The sequence below is a fragment of the Novosphingobium arvoryzae genome (genome assembly GCF_014652615.1).
GTDB lineage: Bacteria > Pseudomonadota > Alphaproteobacteria > Sphingomonadales > Sphingomonadaceae > Novosphingobium > Novosphingobium arvoryzae.
Map to the genome: position 1 here is coordinate 362,637 of NZ_BMZD01000002.1, position 13,736 is coordinate 376,372.

Annotated in this window: 15 protein-coding genes; 5 read left to right on the top strand and 10 right to left on the bottom strand. The window is 67.6% G+C overall.

Features of this window, described 5'->3' with window-relative positions; genetic code table 11:
- Positions 1–59 precede the first annotated feature (59 nt).
- The 4 genes from IE113_RS05040 to IE113_RS05055 form a co-directional block, all read right to left on the bottom strand.
- Complete coding sequence (locus IE113_RS05040; protein WP_189539326.1) at positions 60–824, bottom strand: motility-associated ABC transporter substrate-binding family protein; 765 nt, start codon at positions 822–824, stop codon at positions 60–62.
- Positions 808–1,155 (bottom strand): hypothetical protein, encoded by a 348-nt coding sequence (locus IE113_RS05045; RefSeq protein WP_189539327.1) that lies wholly within the window; start codon positions 1,153–1,155, stop codon positions 808–810. The genes IE113_RS05040 and IE113_RS05045 overlap by 17 nt, the downstream gene beginning before the upstream one ends.
- 19 nt (positions 1,156–1,174) lie before the next feature.
- A complete protein-coding gene (locus IE113_RS05050) occupies positions 1,175–2,182 on the bottom strand; it encodes a cysteine synthase A (protein ID WP_189539328.1) in 1,008 nt (335 codons plus the stop codon).
- 97 nt (positions 2,183–2,279) lie between these two features.
- Positions 2,280–2,597 (bottom strand): 2Fe-2S iron-sulfur cluster-binding protein, encoded by a 318-nt coding sequence (locus tag IE113_RS05055; RefSeq protein WP_189539329.1) that lies wholly within the window; start codon positions 2,595–2,597, stop codon positions 2,280–2,282.
- 90 nt (positions 2,598–2,687) lie between these two features.
- Here IE113_RS05055 and IE113_RS05060 point away from each other — a divergent pair, with 90 nt between their 5' ends.
- A complete protein-coding gene (locus tag IE113_RS05060) occupies positions 2,688–3,305 on the top strand; it encodes a DNA-3-methyladenine glycosylase family protein (protein WP_189539330.1) in 618 nt (205 codons plus the stop codon).
- 22 nt (positions 3,306–3,327) lie between these two features.
- Positions 3,328–4,152 (top strand): SDR family oxidoreductase, encoded by an 825-nt coding sequence (locus IE113_RS05065; protein WP_189539331.1) that lies wholly within the window; start codon positions 3,328–3,330, stop codon positions 4,150–4,152.
- A gap of 12 nt (positions 4,153–4,164) precedes the next feature.
- Here the strand turns inward: IE113_RS05065 and IE113_RS05070 are convergent, their stop codons facing one another.
- On the bottom strand, positions 4,165–4,461 hold the full coding sequence (locus IE113_RS05070) for a 4a-hydroxytetrahydrobiopterin dehydratase (RefSeq protein ID WP_189539332.1): 297 nt from the start codon (positions 4,459–4,461) through the stop codon (positions 4,165–4,167).
- Positions 4,462–4,508: 47 nt separating this feature from the next.
- Here IE113_RS05070 and ccmA point away from each other — a divergent pair, with 47 nt between their 5' ends.
- Together ccmA and IE113_RS05080 are read left to right on the top strand one after the other, a co-directional pair.
- Complete coding sequence (ccmA, locus tag IE113_RS05075; protein ID WP_189539333.1) at positions 4,509–5,087, top strand: heme ABC exporter ATP-binding protein CcmA; 579 nt, start codon at positions 4,509–4,511, stop codon at positions 5,085–5,087.
- Positions 5,084–5,743 (top strand): heme exporter protein CcmB, encoded by a 660-nt coding sequence (locus IE113_RS05080; RefSeq protein ID WP_189539334.1) that lies wholly within the window; start codon positions 5,084–5,086, stop codon positions 5,741–5,743. Before ccmA ends, IE113_RS05080 begins: the two co-directional genes overlap by 4 nt.
- Position 5,744: 1 nt before the next feature.
- On the opposite strand, the gene map is transcribed toward IE113_RS05080, so the two are convergent.
- Complete coding sequence (gene map, locus IE113_RS05085; protein ID WP_189539335.1) at positions 5,745–6,569, bottom strand: type I methionyl aminopeptidase; 825 nt, start codon at positions 6,567–6,569, stop codon at positions 5,745–5,747.
- 50 nt (positions 6,570–6,619) lie between these two features.
- Here map and IE113_RS05090 point away from each other — a divergent pair, with 50 nt between their 5' ends.
- Positions 6,620–8,002, top strand: a complete 1,383-nt coding sequence (locus IE113_RS05090) for a leucyl aminopeptidase family protein (RefSeq protein ID WP_189539336.1) — start codon at positions 6,620–6,622, stop codon at positions 8,000–8,002.
- A gap of 79 nt (positions 8,003–8,081) precedes the next feature.
- Here the strand turns inward: IE113_RS05090 and IE113_RS05095 are convergent, their stop codons facing one another.
- The 4 genes from IE113_RS05095 to IE113_RS05110 form a co-directional block, all read right to left on the bottom strand.
- Positions 8,082–8,765 (bottom strand): DUF4197 domain-containing protein, encoded by a 684-nt coding sequence (locus IE113_RS05095; protein WP_229822150.1) that lies wholly within the window; start codon positions 8,763–8,765, stop codon positions 8,082–8,084.
- Positions 8,766–8,895: 130 nt separating this feature from the next.
- Positions 8,896–10,020 (bottom strand): S8 family serine peptidase, encoded by a 1,125-nt coding sequence (locus IE113_RS05100; protein ID WP_189539337.1) that lies wholly within the window; start codon positions 10,018–10,020, stop codon positions 8,896–8,898.
- Between the two features lie 208 nt (positions 10,021–10,228).
- Positions 10,229–11,791 (bottom strand): secretin GspD/PilQ domain-containing protein, encoded by a 1,563-nt coding sequence (locus tag IE113_RS05105; RefSeq protein ID WP_189539338.1) that lies wholly within the window; start codon positions 11,789–11,791, stop codon positions 10,229–10,231.
- Positions 11,792–11,892: 101 nt separating this feature from the next.
- Positions 11,893–13,533 carry a M28 family metallopeptidase gene (locus IE113_RS05110; protein ID WP_189539339.1) on the bottom strand — a complete coding sequence of 547 codons (1,641 nt, stop codon included), beginning with the start codon at positions 13,531–13,533 and terminating at the stop codon, positions 11,893–11,895.
- Between the last annotated feature and the right edge of the window lie 203 nt (positions 13,534–13,736).

Sequence of the window (13,736 nt, forward strand, 5' to 3'; positions counted from 1 at the left end):
TAAGGGTATTCCCGCAGGCGGGAAACGGCCGTTCCCGCAATTTCCCGACTCTGCCCCGCTCAGCGGTCCCGCGCCAGTGCGTCGAGCAGCCAGGCCAGCGCCGTGCGGCGCTCTCCGGCGGGGTCGATCGGTTCAAGCACCGCCGCATCGGCCACGGCCACCACCCGGCCCGCCCCGACCGTGCAGATCACCACCAGCGCATCGGCGAGAGCGCGGCACTGCCCGCCCCCGGCAGGCGGCCCCGCAATCCGCCAGCGTCCGGCAAGATTGTAGGGCAGCGCCGCCTCTGGCCCCGGCTGCGTGCGCGCACCGAAGGGCTGGCTTTCATCAAAGGTCAGCTCCAGCCCCCACCGGGTGAGAATGGGGGAAAGCAACGCCACGGCTTGCGGACGGCGGGGGTCGGTAATGGCAAAGTCGGAATGCTGGGTCAGGGCCGGATCAGCCAGCAACAGCAGCCGTCCCCCTCCCCGCACCCAGGCATCCAGCGCCACGTTTTCGTCCGGACTGAGCGGACGCGGCTGGGCGATCACGAGCCGCCGCAAACCATCCAGCGGCGCGCGCGCGCCAGTCCCGGCCAGAGCATCGAGCGGCATGATCGCGCCGCGCGCGGTCAATTCGGCGCGGGCCCAGTGCGGCGGAGCGGGATCGTTCAGCTGCGCCGCAATGTCGGGCGCCTCGTTCCACAGGATCGGAAGCGTGGTGAACAACCCGATCGGTTCGCCCGGCGGGGCGCCGCGCGGCTGCATCGCCCACGGCGCCAGCCCCGCGACAAGCGCCGCCGCAGCCAGCCAGACCCGGCGCGAGCGACTAATTGGCGGGGCCACCCGGCGCGGCGGCGGCAGGCGTTTCCTCTGCCTTGGTGGCGGGCACCACCCCGGCATCGGCCAACGGATCGGCCTTCGCCTCCGAACCGTCCTTCGCTTCCATGGCGGAGGGCGGCGCGGGGTTGGCGGCTTCGCTCAATCGCGCGCGATCGTTGATGATGTTGGCCAGGCCGACGATCAGCACGATCGCTGCCAGCCCGAACAGCCCGGCCTGCAGGCGTTGCACCGCCTGCGCCCGCAGTTCCCGCGCCGTCGGCGGCACGAAATGCTGCGGTCCGGAAAGCGGTTCCAGCACGCGGCCATTGCCGTTGAAGGGGGGCTGAGTTGCCATGCCCGCCTATCCTATCCGATCAGGCCAGCCAGGGGAATACCGGCAGGCCCTTCGAACGCAGCCAGTCGGCGTTGTAGAGGCTGGAGAGATAGCGGAAGCCGGTGTCGCACAGGATCGTCGCCACCCGCGCGTCCTCGCGCCCTTCGGCCACCAGCTGGCGGCCCAGCGCGACCGCACCGGCCACGTTGATGCCCGACGACAGGCCCAGGCACAGCCCTTCCTCGCGCAGCAGCCGCGCGACCCAGTCCAGCCCTTCCTCGTCCGAAATGCGGAACTGCGTGTCGATCGGCGCGCCATCGAGGTTGGCGGTGATCCGCCCCTGCCCGATCCCTTCGGCGACAGACGACCCTTCGGCCTTCAGCTCGCCATGCGCGTAATAGTTGTAGAGCGCCGCGCCGTGCGGATCGGTCAGCGCGATGCGGATGTTTTCGTCAAACGCCTTCAGCCCCATGCCGACCCCGGCAATGGTCCCGCCCGTGCCCGCCGCGCAGGTGAAGCCGTCCACCCGGCCTTCCAGCTGCGCCCAGATTTCGGGCGCGGTGGATTCGATATGGGCCTTGCGGTTGGCGATGTTGTCGAACTGGTTGGCCCAGATCGCCCCTTCCGTCTCCTCGGCCAGACAGCGCGAGGTGTGCACGAAGTGGCCCGGGTTGGAAAACGGCGCCGCCGGAACCAGCACCAGTTCCGCCCCCAGCGCGCGCAACGTGTCCATCTTCTCCCGCGACTGGGTTTCGGGCATGACGATCACCGTCTTGTAGCCCAGCGCATTGGCCACCAGCGCCAGCCCGATGCCGGTATTCCCGGCGGTTCCCTCGACGATGGTCCCGCCGGGCTGCAAGGTGCCGCGCGCCTCGGCATCGCGCACGATCCACAGCGCCGCCCGGTCCTTTACCGACGCGCCGGGATTGGCGAATTCGCACTTGCCCCAGATTTCACAGCCCGCGGCCTCGCTCGGCCCCTGCAACAGGACAAGCGGCGTGTTGCCGATCAGATCGAGCGTGTTCGATTGTACGTTGAATGCAGTCATGGCCGCAGAGGTAAGAGCGGCGCTGCCCCAACGCAACGGATTTGCGCTTGGGGCAGCAAAAGCTGGAATGGGGGCAGACCGGGCAGCCCCCGCCCGATCAGTCTTCCTGCGCGATGGTGACCTTCAGGCCATCCAGCGCGTCGGTCAGGTGGATCTGGCACGACAGGCGCGAGGTTTCGTTGCGGTGGTCCGAGCTGTCGAGCAGGTCGTTCTCGTCTTCGCTCATCGGTTCGACCGCACCGGCAAAGGCCGGATCGACATAGACGTGGCAGGTCGCGCAGCTGCAGCAGCCGCCGCACAGGGCCAGCAGTTCGTCAAAGCCGTTGTCGCGGATCACTTCCATGACCGACAGGCCCGCGCTCGCCTCGACCGTCTTCTCTTCACCCGCGCGATTGACAACCACCAGCTTCGGCATGATCCAGATCCCTCTTGCTTGCGCCCCCTATCGGCGCATCGCCGTGGCTGCTAGCCACTCGTTTTTCCTTTGGCAAGCAGGACCGCAAGCATGGGCTTGACCGCCGCACAATTGAAGCAAAGCCTGGACGCCGTTGCCGGGATCGAACCCGCCTTTGCCCGCGCCCTGGAAGTGGCCGGTTATCCCGAACCGCGGATCCGCAAACGCGGCTATGGCACCCTGCTGCGCACCATTGTCGGCCAGCAGGTCAGCGTCGCGGCGGCGGCATCGATGTGGCGCAAGCTGGAGGCGCACATCGGACCGGAGCTGAGCCTGGAGCGCGTGCTGGAATCCGATTTCGACACGCTGCGCGCCTGCGGCCTTTCCCGCCAGAAACAGGGCTATATCCGCTCGCTGTGCGAACTGGTCGTAACCGGCGCGGTGGATTTCGACCATCTGCCCGAGGATGACGAGGAGGCGATTGCCCAGCTGACCCGGATCAAGGGGATCGGCCGCTGGTCCGCTGAAATCTACCTGCTGTTCGCAGAGGGGCGCGGCGATGTCTGGCCGGCGGGCGATCTGGCAGTGCAGGCGGGCCTGCACAAGCTGCTGGACCTGCCCGAGCGCCCCAGCGAAAAGCGCACCCGCGAACTGGCCGAAGCCTGGCGTCCGCACCGGGGCGCGACCGCGATCCTCACCTGGCATTGCTATAACAATCCGGCGCTCTAAGAATACTGACATAAATGTCAGCATGATTCGGGAGAGCGCGGTGGCGCAGCACAAGAGCATCTTCATCACCGGCGCGGCATCGGGCATCGGCCGGGCCGTCGCGCAGTTGTTCGGCGCGCGCGGCTGGTTCGTGGGCCTGGCCGATGTGAACGAGGCCGGGATGCGCGAAACCGCCGCCGGCATTCCCGCCGGGGCCAGTTCTGTCCACCTGCTCGATGTGCGGGACCGCGCCGCGTGGGACGATGCGCTGGCCGCCTTCGCCGCCGCTGCGGGCGGCCGGATCGATGTGATGTTCAACAATGCCGGGGTGCCGCTGGGCGGGCAGTTGATCGACAACAACGTGGCGGAAATCGAACGCTGCCTCGACATCAACCTGAAAGGCGTGCTGTTCGGCGCGCAGGCCGCGCATCCGTGGCTGAAGGCCAGCGCGCCGGGTTCGTGCCTGCTCAACACCGCCAGCGCGGCGGGGATCTATGGCACACCGGGGGCATCGGTCTATTCCGCGACCAAGTTCGGGGTGCGCGCGATCACCGAATGCCTTGATGCCGAATGGTCCGGGGACGGGATCAAGGTCGCCAGCCTGATGCCCGCCTTCATCGACACGCCGCTGCTGGATCAGGCCTCCAACCAGGGCGACAATGCCAGGATTCGCGGGCGGGTGCAGGACGCGGGGCTGGAAATCACGCCGGTTGGCGAAGTGGCCGAGGCCGCATGGAACGCCGTCCACGGCAAGGCGCTGCACACCCGCGTCGGCAAGACCGCGCACCGGCTGGCCTTTGCCGCCCGCTGGATGCCGGGCAAACTGCGCAAGCAGACCCGTTCGTCGCTGAAGCCGCTGGGCGGTTAGGGCGCTGGGCGGTTAGCCCCCCGTCATCCCGGCAATCGCCTCCACCATCGCGGCGTCGCGGGCCGACAGGCCATCGGCGTCGTGCGTGGTCAGCGTGATCTGCACGCGGTTATAGACGTTGAACCATTCGGGGTGGTGATCGGCCTTGTCGGCATAGAGCGCGACGCGGGTCATGAACCCGAAGGCCTCGTTGAAATCGGCAAAGCGCAGTTCGCGTTCCAGCGCCTTACCATCGGCGCGCAGCGTCCATTCGGGGTGCGCGGCCAGCAGCGCGGACACTTCGGCATCGGTCAGGCGGGGAATCGACATCAGGCTCTCCTTGGCAGGGGCATGGCTTTCCCCTATCGCGTGCCGCCATGCAAGACTGCCGCATCGCCGCGAACACACTGGCCTGCCGCCGCGGCGACCGTCTGCTGTTTCGCGCCCTGTCGTTTGCGCTGTCCAGCGGGCAGGCGCTGCAACTGGTCGGCGCGAACGGGATCGGCAAATCCAGCCTGATCCGCATCCTCGCGGGTCTCGCCCCGGCCTATGCGGGCACAGTCGAGCGCACCGGCACCATCGGCCTGGTCGATGAACGCCCCGCGCTGGACCCGCACAAGCCGCTGGGCGAGGCGCTGGGGTTCTGGCAGCGGATCGACGGACCGGCGGACAACGAATTGGCACAGCTGGGCCTCTCCGCCCTGCTCGACGTGCCGGTGCGCTATCTCTCCACCGGCCAGAAAAAGCGCGCCGCCCTCGCCCGGCTGCTGGGGCAGAAGGCGGCGATCTGGCTGCTCGACGAACCGCTCAACGGGCTGGACACCAGGGGCGTCGCATTGGTGGAGGCGCTGGCGGCCGAGCATTGCCGGCAGGGCGGCATCTGCGTGATCGCATCGCACCAGCCGTTCAACCTGCCCGGCCTGCAGCGGCTGGACCTGCTGGAGCACGTGGCGTGAGCGCGCGGCTGTTCACCCTGCTGCGCCGCGATCTGGGCCTGTTGCTGCTGGGCGGACGGCGCGGCGGGGCGACCCTGCCGGTGCTGTTCTTCCTGGCCGTGGCGATGCTCTATCCCTTTGCGGTCGGCCCCGATGCGCCGCTGCTGGCGCGGACCGGCGGCGGCGTGATCTGGGTCGCGGCACTGCTGGCGGCGATCCTGCCGCTCGACCGGCTGATCGAACCCGATCTGGAACAGGGGATGTTCGATCAGTGGGCGCTGCGCGGGATCAGTGAGGAACTGATCGTCGCGGTGCGGGTGCTGGCGCACTGGCTCAGCTTCGGCCCACCGCTGATGCTGGCCGCGGTGCCCGCCTCCGCACTGGTCGGGATCGATGCGGACAAGCTGCGGATTGTCGAGCTGGGCCTGCTGGCCGGCACCCCCGGCCTCGCCGCGCTGGGCGTGATGGTCGCCGCCCTGACCGCAGGCCTGCGCGGCGGTGCGGCGCTGGGCGGATTGCTGGTGATTCCGCTGGCGATCCCGCTGCTGGTGTTCGGCGCGGGCAGCCTGGCCATCGGCGGGGAAAGCGGCATCGCTCTCACCGCCGCGTTCAGCCTGGTGCTGCTGGCGATCACCCCATTCGCGGCTGGCGCAGCGATCCGCAGCGCGCGCGGCTAACTCAATACGGCGGCTTGTGCAGGCCTGCCGGGCTGAGCGTAAAGATCTCGCACCCGTCCTCGGTAATCCCCAGCGAGTGTTCGAACTGCGCCGAGAGCGACCGGTCGCGCGTCACCGCCGTCCAGCCGTCCTCCAGCATCTTCACCCCCGGCTTGCCCAGGTTGATCATCGGTTCGATGGTGAAGAACATCCCCGGCTTCAGTTCCGGCCCGGTCCCGGCGCGCGCGGCATGGACCACTTCGGGCGCATCATGGAACAGGCGGCCCAGGCCATGCCCGCAGAATTCGCGCACCACGCCATAGCGGTGCTTTTCGGCATGGGCCTGAATGGCCGCGCCGATATCGCCCAGCCGCGCGCCGGGGCGGGCGTGCTCGATGCCGATCATCAGGCATTCATACGTCACTTCGACCAGCCGCCGTGCCTTCAGCGGCACATCGCCAACCAGATACATCCGGCTGGAATCGCCATGCCAGCCGTCCAGCAGCGGGGTGACGTCGATGTTGATGATATCGCCGTCGCGCAGCACCTTGTCGCCCGGAATGCCGTGGCAGATCACGTTGTTGATCGAGGTGCAGCAGCTGTGCGCATAGCCGCGATAGCCCAGCGTTGCCGGGATCGCCCCGCCCGCCAGCGTCATTTCGCGCACGATGTCGTCCAGTTCGCCCGTGGTCACGCCGGGACAGACATGATCGACCAGCGCATCGAGGATTTCGGCGGCCAGCCGGCCGGCCTTGCGCATTCCTTCGAACGCGGCCGGGCCGTGCAGCTTGATGGTGCCGTCGCGCAGGACGGTCTCGTTATCGGCGACAACCTGGTATTGAGTCATGGCCGCAGCCTATAGCGGCACGGGCGTCGATTGGCTATTGCCTGTCGGACATGACCGACAAGCACGATCTGATCCAGCCCGACCGCGGCCAGCCCGCCACCCCCATCCACCTCGTCGACAAGGCCGGGCTGGACGATTTCATCAAGGGACTATCGGCCCCGCAGCGCGCCGCCCTCGCCGCGCAAAAGTTCGTCGGCGATGGCTATTCCCATGCCATCCTGCCCGATGGCGACGGGTGGTTCGTGGTATCGGGCGTGGCCAATGTGAACAGCCTGTCCAGCTGGTGCATGGCCAAGCTGGCGGAAGTGCTGCCCCCCGGAACCTATCGCCGCGCGGGCGCGCAGCCGGGCCCGGCCCTGTTCGGCTGGGTCAGCGGGCAATACCGGTTTGACCGCTATCGCAGCGATCCCACCCCCGATGGCCCGCGCGTGCTGCTGACCAAGGACGTCAAGGCGATCGGCCCGGCGCTGGCCGAAGCCGCCGCCGTCGCGCTGGTCCGCGATCTGGTCAACACCCCCGCCGAAGACATGGGCCCGGCCCAGCTGGAGCACGAAGCCCAGCTGATCGCCAAGGCGCACAAGGCGGAATTCAAGGTAACATCCGGGGACGCGCTGGAACGCGGCTTTCCGATGGTGCACGGCGTGGGTCGCGCCGCCGCGCGCAGCCACGCGCCGCGCGTGATCGAACTGCACTGGGGCGATCCCGCGCATCCCCGCATCGCGCTGGTTGGCAAGGGCGTGTGCTTCGATTCCGGCGGGCTGGACATCAAGCCATCGTCCGGCATGTTGCTGATGAAAAAGGACATGGGCGGCGCTGCCCATGCCCTCGCGCTGGCGCAGCTGGTGATGCAGGCCGGGCTGAAAGTGCGGCTGCACCTGGTGATCCCGGCGGTGGAAAACGCGATTTCCGGCAATGCCTTCCGCCCCGGCGACGTGCTGCGCAGCCGCGCCGGCCTCAGCGTCGAGATCGGCAACACCGATGCCGAAGGGCGGCTGGTGCTGGGCGACGCGCTGGCCCGCGCGGGCGAGGAGACGCCCGAACTGGTGCTCGATTTCGCCACGCTCACCGGCGCGGCCCGCGTCGCGCTGGGGCCAGACCTGCCCGCGCTGATGGCCCGCCGGACGGAAACCGCCGCCGATCTGCAAGCCGCAGGCAAGGCGGCTGATGATCCGTGCTGGCCGCTGCCGCTGCACGATGGCTACCGCGAATACCTGAAATCCGACATCGCCGACCTCAACAACGCGGGCGGCAACGGCTTTGCCGGAGCGATTGTCGGCGGGCTGTTCCTCGACAAGTTCGTGCCGGAAGGGACCGACTGGGCCCACTTCGATACGTTCGCCTGGCGTCCGGCGGCCAAGCCGGGACGCCCCAAGGGCGGTGACGCGCTGGGGCTGCGCGCGGCGTGGGGGCTGTTGCAGCAACGGTACGGCTGACCGCCGCCCCTCTCATTACCCGCCCCGTCACCCCGGACTTGATCCGGCGTGACGGCTTGGTGTGTGGGTAAGAGGCGCGTCAGTTCCCCAGAATGCCTTTCAGCAGCGATTCCGCCGGTTTCAGCGGATTGGCGCGCAGCTTTGCTTCCTCGGCACCGATGTAGCGGAAAATCCCGTTCAGCGCCTGATCGGTCACCGATGCGCCCAGCTTGTCGCGCGTCAGGCCAGAGAGTGCGGGGACGCCCGACTTGCCCGACAGCCTGTTCAGCGCCGTGAACGCCCCGGTCTTGCCCAGCGCGCTGTCGATCAGCGGACGCAGCTTGGCGGTCAGCTCATCCCCCGCGCTGCGGCGCAGGTATTGCGATGCGCCATCGTTCTGGGTGGCGATCCCCGGCACGTCGGACAAGGTCAGCCGGTCAATCGCGGCGCGGAAAACGGGCTTGGCCTCTTTCGCGGCGAGCCCCGCCGCATCGTTGAGCTTGCGGGTCAGGCCATCGGTCAGGCCCAGCTTGCTGCCCTTGGACAGCACCTGCCCCAACAGCCCGCCGCCCCCGCCCAGCAAAGGCAGCATGATCCGCACTGCCGGATCGGCATAGAACGCACCGGGCACCGCGAGCTTGTCCAGCGCGGAATCCGATGCCTTGCCCAGCACCCCGCCAAGGCCCGAACCCAGCCCCTGCGCGCCAGCGGCCCCGGCCAGTGGCAAAAGCGCCAATCCGGCCAGCAGGCTGCGGCGATCCAGCGGAAATCCCATCTGCGACATGAGGCCCTCCATTCGTGGTAAACCGATGATTTAACAGGACTGTGCGCCCCGCCGGGCGAATATGCAAACAAAAGGGGCGGCCCGCACATGGCAGGCCGCCCCCGTATTGCAGCGCAGGCTGCGCGCCGGCTTACTTGACGCCGATGACGTCCGGGTTGCCATCGGGATCGCCCGCGACAAACCCGCCACTGCGGATCGCGCCCTGCAGCAGCAGGCCCGCGAAGTGCGGGGTCGCCATCGAAGTGCCGCTGATCGTGTTGTAGCCCCCGCTCAGCCAGGTCGACTTGATGCTGACGCCCGGCTCGGCATAGTCGACCGGCGGGTTGCCGAAGTTGGAGAAGCTGGCAAACGTATCGCCCGCCGCAAAGGCCGAGATGGTGAAGACGTTCGGACCGTTGGCGCGTGCGGGCGAGTGATTGACCGCGTTGTCGCTTTCGTTGCCGGCGGCCAGCGCAAAGCGCACCCCGCCCGCCGCCGCGTTGACCACGGCGGTATCCAGCGCGGTGCTGACGCCGCCGCCCAGGCTCATGTTCGCAACGTCACCCGGACGGCCATTGGCCGCGACATAGTCGATCCCGGCGATCACGCCCGAAGTCGAACCGCTGCCACGGCGGTCGAGCACGCGCACCGCCACAACCGGCGCACCGGGGGCAACACCGATCACGCCAATCGCGTTGTCGCGCGCGGCAATGGTACCCGCGACGTGCGTGCCGTGGCCGTTCTGGTCCGCCGCGGTGGTGGTGCCGCCCAGGAACGAGCGGCTGCGCGCGACGTCAACGTTGAGGTCGGGGTGGGTCAGGTCGATCCCGCTGTCGATCACCCACGCGGTCGCGAAAGTGCCTGCGCCGCCGCCGTTGACGCGGGTGATGCCCCACGGGGTCTGCTGCGCGGGCTGGGTGGTGCCGCCGCCGCCCGGCTTGGCTTCGGCGCGGACCGGACCGGCAGTGACCACCTGATCCTGTTCGCAGAACGCGATATTGGGGTTGGCGGCCTTCATCCGCTCGATCCCCTGGGCCGAGGCGTTGGCCTGGAAGCCGCGGATCGCAACGCTGTAGACGTGGCCCAGCTGCGCGCCAGCGGCCTGCACGGCGCGGTTCGCTTCGGCCTGGGCGTTCCCGCGCGACACGGCCGCCTTGTTGAACACGCAGATATAGCTGTTTGCAATCGGATCGCCGGCAACCTGGGCCTGGGCCGCAGGCGCAGCCAGCGCAACCATCGGCAGGGCGGCCAGGGCAAGGCGGAACATCTTCTTCATGCGAAACTCCCTCCAGATAACGCTCCGGCCACGGACCTTGCGGCGACCGGAATGTGAGGCAGACTAACGCACAAACCCCAGTCGTGAAGAGGTTAGTTACATCCGCTGTGGATTTTCATGATTTGCGGAATATTAACCATAGCCAGAGCGCTGGATCTGATTTTTATTTATCCTTTACAGATGTTTAGCGAAACATTCTTGCGCAACCTCACGGCGCCGGAACGGGCCCGACGGCACTCGCCTGTGCTGCCCCGCTGCTTCCCTCCTCGAACCGGCGGTGGCGGACGATGTGCGGGGTGATGACGATGTAGAGTTCGGTCTTGCTACTGGTCGACCGTTCCAGCCGGAACAGCTGCCCGGCCAGCGGGATATCACCCAGCAGCGGCACCTTGGACTTGCGCTTCAGGATGTTTTCCTGCGTCAGCCCGCCGATCACGAAGGTCTCCCCATCGCGCACCGAGGCGGAGGTTTCCGCCTCGCGCTGGCTGATCGTGGGATAGCCCTGCGAATAGCCGGTGACCGATGAGACCACGCCATAGATCTGCGAGGTGACGAACCCGTCCGAGCTGACCCGCGGCGCGATCTGGAGCGTCACGCCCACGTTCACGTATTGCACCTGCTGCGACACGCCATTGACCCCTGACAGCGTGATCGAGGTCAGGATCGGCAGGGCATCGCCGGTGATGATCTTGGCGGTCGATCCGCTTTGCGCCGCGATCCGCGGGCGCGACAGAATGCGGCCCTCGCCCTTTTCGACCTGGGCATAGATCGCCGCCTGCATCATGCCGGACGGCAGGACATCGTTGGGATCGACGTTGAAGGGCAGGAACTCACCCGTCTGGATTCGTCCCACGGCCAGCTGGCCGGAACTGTTGTTGAGGTCGATCCCCAGGTTCTTCGCGCCGCTTTCGGTCAGCTCGACGAACTGCGTTTCCAGGATTACACTGTCCACCGGCACGTCGATCAGCGCGATCTGCTCTTTCACCTGCTCGATCCGTTCAGGCGTGCCCGTAACCCACACCGCGTTGAGGCGCCGGTCGATGGCAAGCCCGTTGCCGAACGATTGCCCCAGCGGCTTGTCGGCGCGCTGGTTCGGGTTGGCGGCCTGCATGTAGTTCTGCTGGCCATTGCTGCCGAGCGAGCCAAAGCCCGGTTCGCGGCGGATGAAGGTGTTGTTCGGTTCCACCACCGCGCCTTCGACCAGCAACCCGATCACTTCGCTGACATCGGCATATTTCAGCGGGATCATCTCGGACTTCTCGCCGGGCCGGGGCGCGACCGGCGCGGGGGCAAGGGCCGAGGCCGGAACCACCGTTTCGCCGCTGGAGCCGAGCGGGCGGCTGCCGGTCGCCTCCTCGTCGCTGACCTTGCGCACGCGCACCTGAATCACGCCGCCCGCTGCGGGTTCGACCGTGACCTTGGCCGGGCCCGCGGTTTCGAACCGCATGACCAGATCGGCCCCGCGCGTTTCGAACAGGGTTGCGCGCACCAGCCCCTTGTAGGCCGCGCGCGACGGGATCTTCTGCACTTTCAGCGTGGTGCGCAGCACCAGCGCGGGCGCGCCGGGGATCGCGTTCTGCGGTTCCATCCGGGGCACTTCGGGGGAAAAGCGCAGCATGAACGCGGCCTGCTCCGCGTCCTCGCTCACCAGCTTGAGATCTTCAATGACCGAGGGAATCGGTGCTTGCGCGACCGCCGGCCCCGACAGGCCCAGCACCAGCAGAATGGCCAGAACAATACGGTTGAACAGCCCCTGCGGCACCAGCTTCACGCCCCCGATCCCCTGCCCCGATGGCAGCTTGCGGCGCGGACACTACCGCGCCGGGAAGCAATTGCAAATCGGGGTTAAAATCAACCTTACGGGAGAAATCCTCAGGGACGGGGGGCCTTGGGCGCGGTGGGGGCGAATTCCTTGCCGAACAGGTTCCCGGCATACCAGCGCGGCTGCTCGGTCGCGTCGGCGATGCCGCGAATGATGTGATAGTTCACTTCGGCAAACTTCGCGCCCGCCTGCCAGTCGATCGGCAGCTTCAGGTCGTCGCTGGGCTTGTGATAGTGCGTGGCGAGGAAGTCCTTGAACGCCTTTTCGCCCGGCCCTTCAAACCCGGTCATCAGGAACACCGAGGGGACGCCCTGCTGGACGAAGCGATAGTGGTCCGACCGGGTGAACAGCCCCTCTTCGGGCAGCGGATCGGGCGACAGCTTGATCCCGGCCTTGGCCGCGCTTTCCGCGACAATCGGCCCCAGCGTGGATGCTTCCGCGCCGAACGCGATCACATCGGTGAAGCGATAGAGCAGCACCGGCATGTCGAAATTGACGACCGCCACCGGCTTGCCCGTGCCAGTTACCGGGTTGCGCGCCAGATAGTCGGACCCGATCAGCCCGCCTTCTTCCGCGGTCACTGCCGCAAACAGGATCGGGCGGCGCGGGGCGTCCTTGCCGTTGGTCTTGTCCTTGACCAGCGCCTTGGCCACTTCCAGCATGGTCGCCACGCCGCTGGCATTGTCCAGTGCGCCGTTGGCAATCTTGTCTTCGGCCGTGCCGTGATCACCGATGTGATCGAGGTGCGCGGTCATCACCACCACTTCATCGGCCAGCGCGGGATCGGACCCCGGCAGCATGGCGACGACATTGGCGCTGGGCCTGTCGGTCCAGGTGCTGGCGACTTCGATCCGGCCACTGGCGCGCAGGGCAAAGCCCTTGGGCCGCTTGCCCGCCACATCCGCCTCGGCCAGGATCGTATCGAGCGGTTTGCCGGCCGCCGCGAACAGTTTCGCCGCCATTTCCGGGTTCAGCGTCGCGCCCGCACGAATGCCGCTGGCGCGCACGAAGGCCTTGCCGTCGGTGCCGACCCAGCCCTTGGCCGAAGATCCCGCCTGCGCCTTGCGCCGGTCCCACGCCAGCCGCTTGGTTTCCTGCAAGGTCGGCACCGTGATCATCCCCACGGCCCCGCGCTTCATCGCCATCAGGGCCTTTTCGGCGTTCAGGTGCGCGCCCTGTTCGCTGTTCATGCCCTTGGGATAGCCGGACAGGACCACCACGATCTTGCCCTTCACGTCCAGCCCGGCATAGTCCTTCAGCCCGAGTTCGGGGTGATCCAGCCCATATCCGGCAAACACCAGCGGCGCATCCAGCGCGACCTGCTGTTCAGCCAGGCTGGGGCGGATCAGCACTTGCGCGGTATCATCGATCCGCAGTTCCTGCCCGCCAAAGCGCAGCGTCAGCGCGGGCGTGCCGTCCAGCTTCGCCATGCGCAGGATCAGGTTCTGGAAATAGCTGCCGTTCACCGGCTGGAGCCCCATGCCGAGATACTGTGAGGCGACGTAGTTCGCCGCAATGTCATACCCACGCGATCCGCCCTCGCGCCCTTCCATCAGGTCATCCGCCAGAAACGTCACGTGCGCACGCACCGCTTCGGGATCGAACACCGGCGCTTCGGCCCGCGCCGCCGCAGTCAGCGACAGCGCCAGCAGGGGGGCGGCAAGCAGGGTGGCAGCGTGAAGTCGGCGCATCGGTTACCTCGGCTAGCATTGGTCCAGTCTGCCCCGCCGGATGCCAGATGCGCCCGCACGGCACAAACGGGCGGCTGTGCCGCTCAACGCCCGCTGTCGCGCGTTCGTCGAAAAGCGCGCATTCCACCCGCAAGGCAAGGCTGGCCCGGTGCGCCGTTTCGGCTAGAACGTCGGTAATACACTTAGTCTGGCTGGGGACCCTG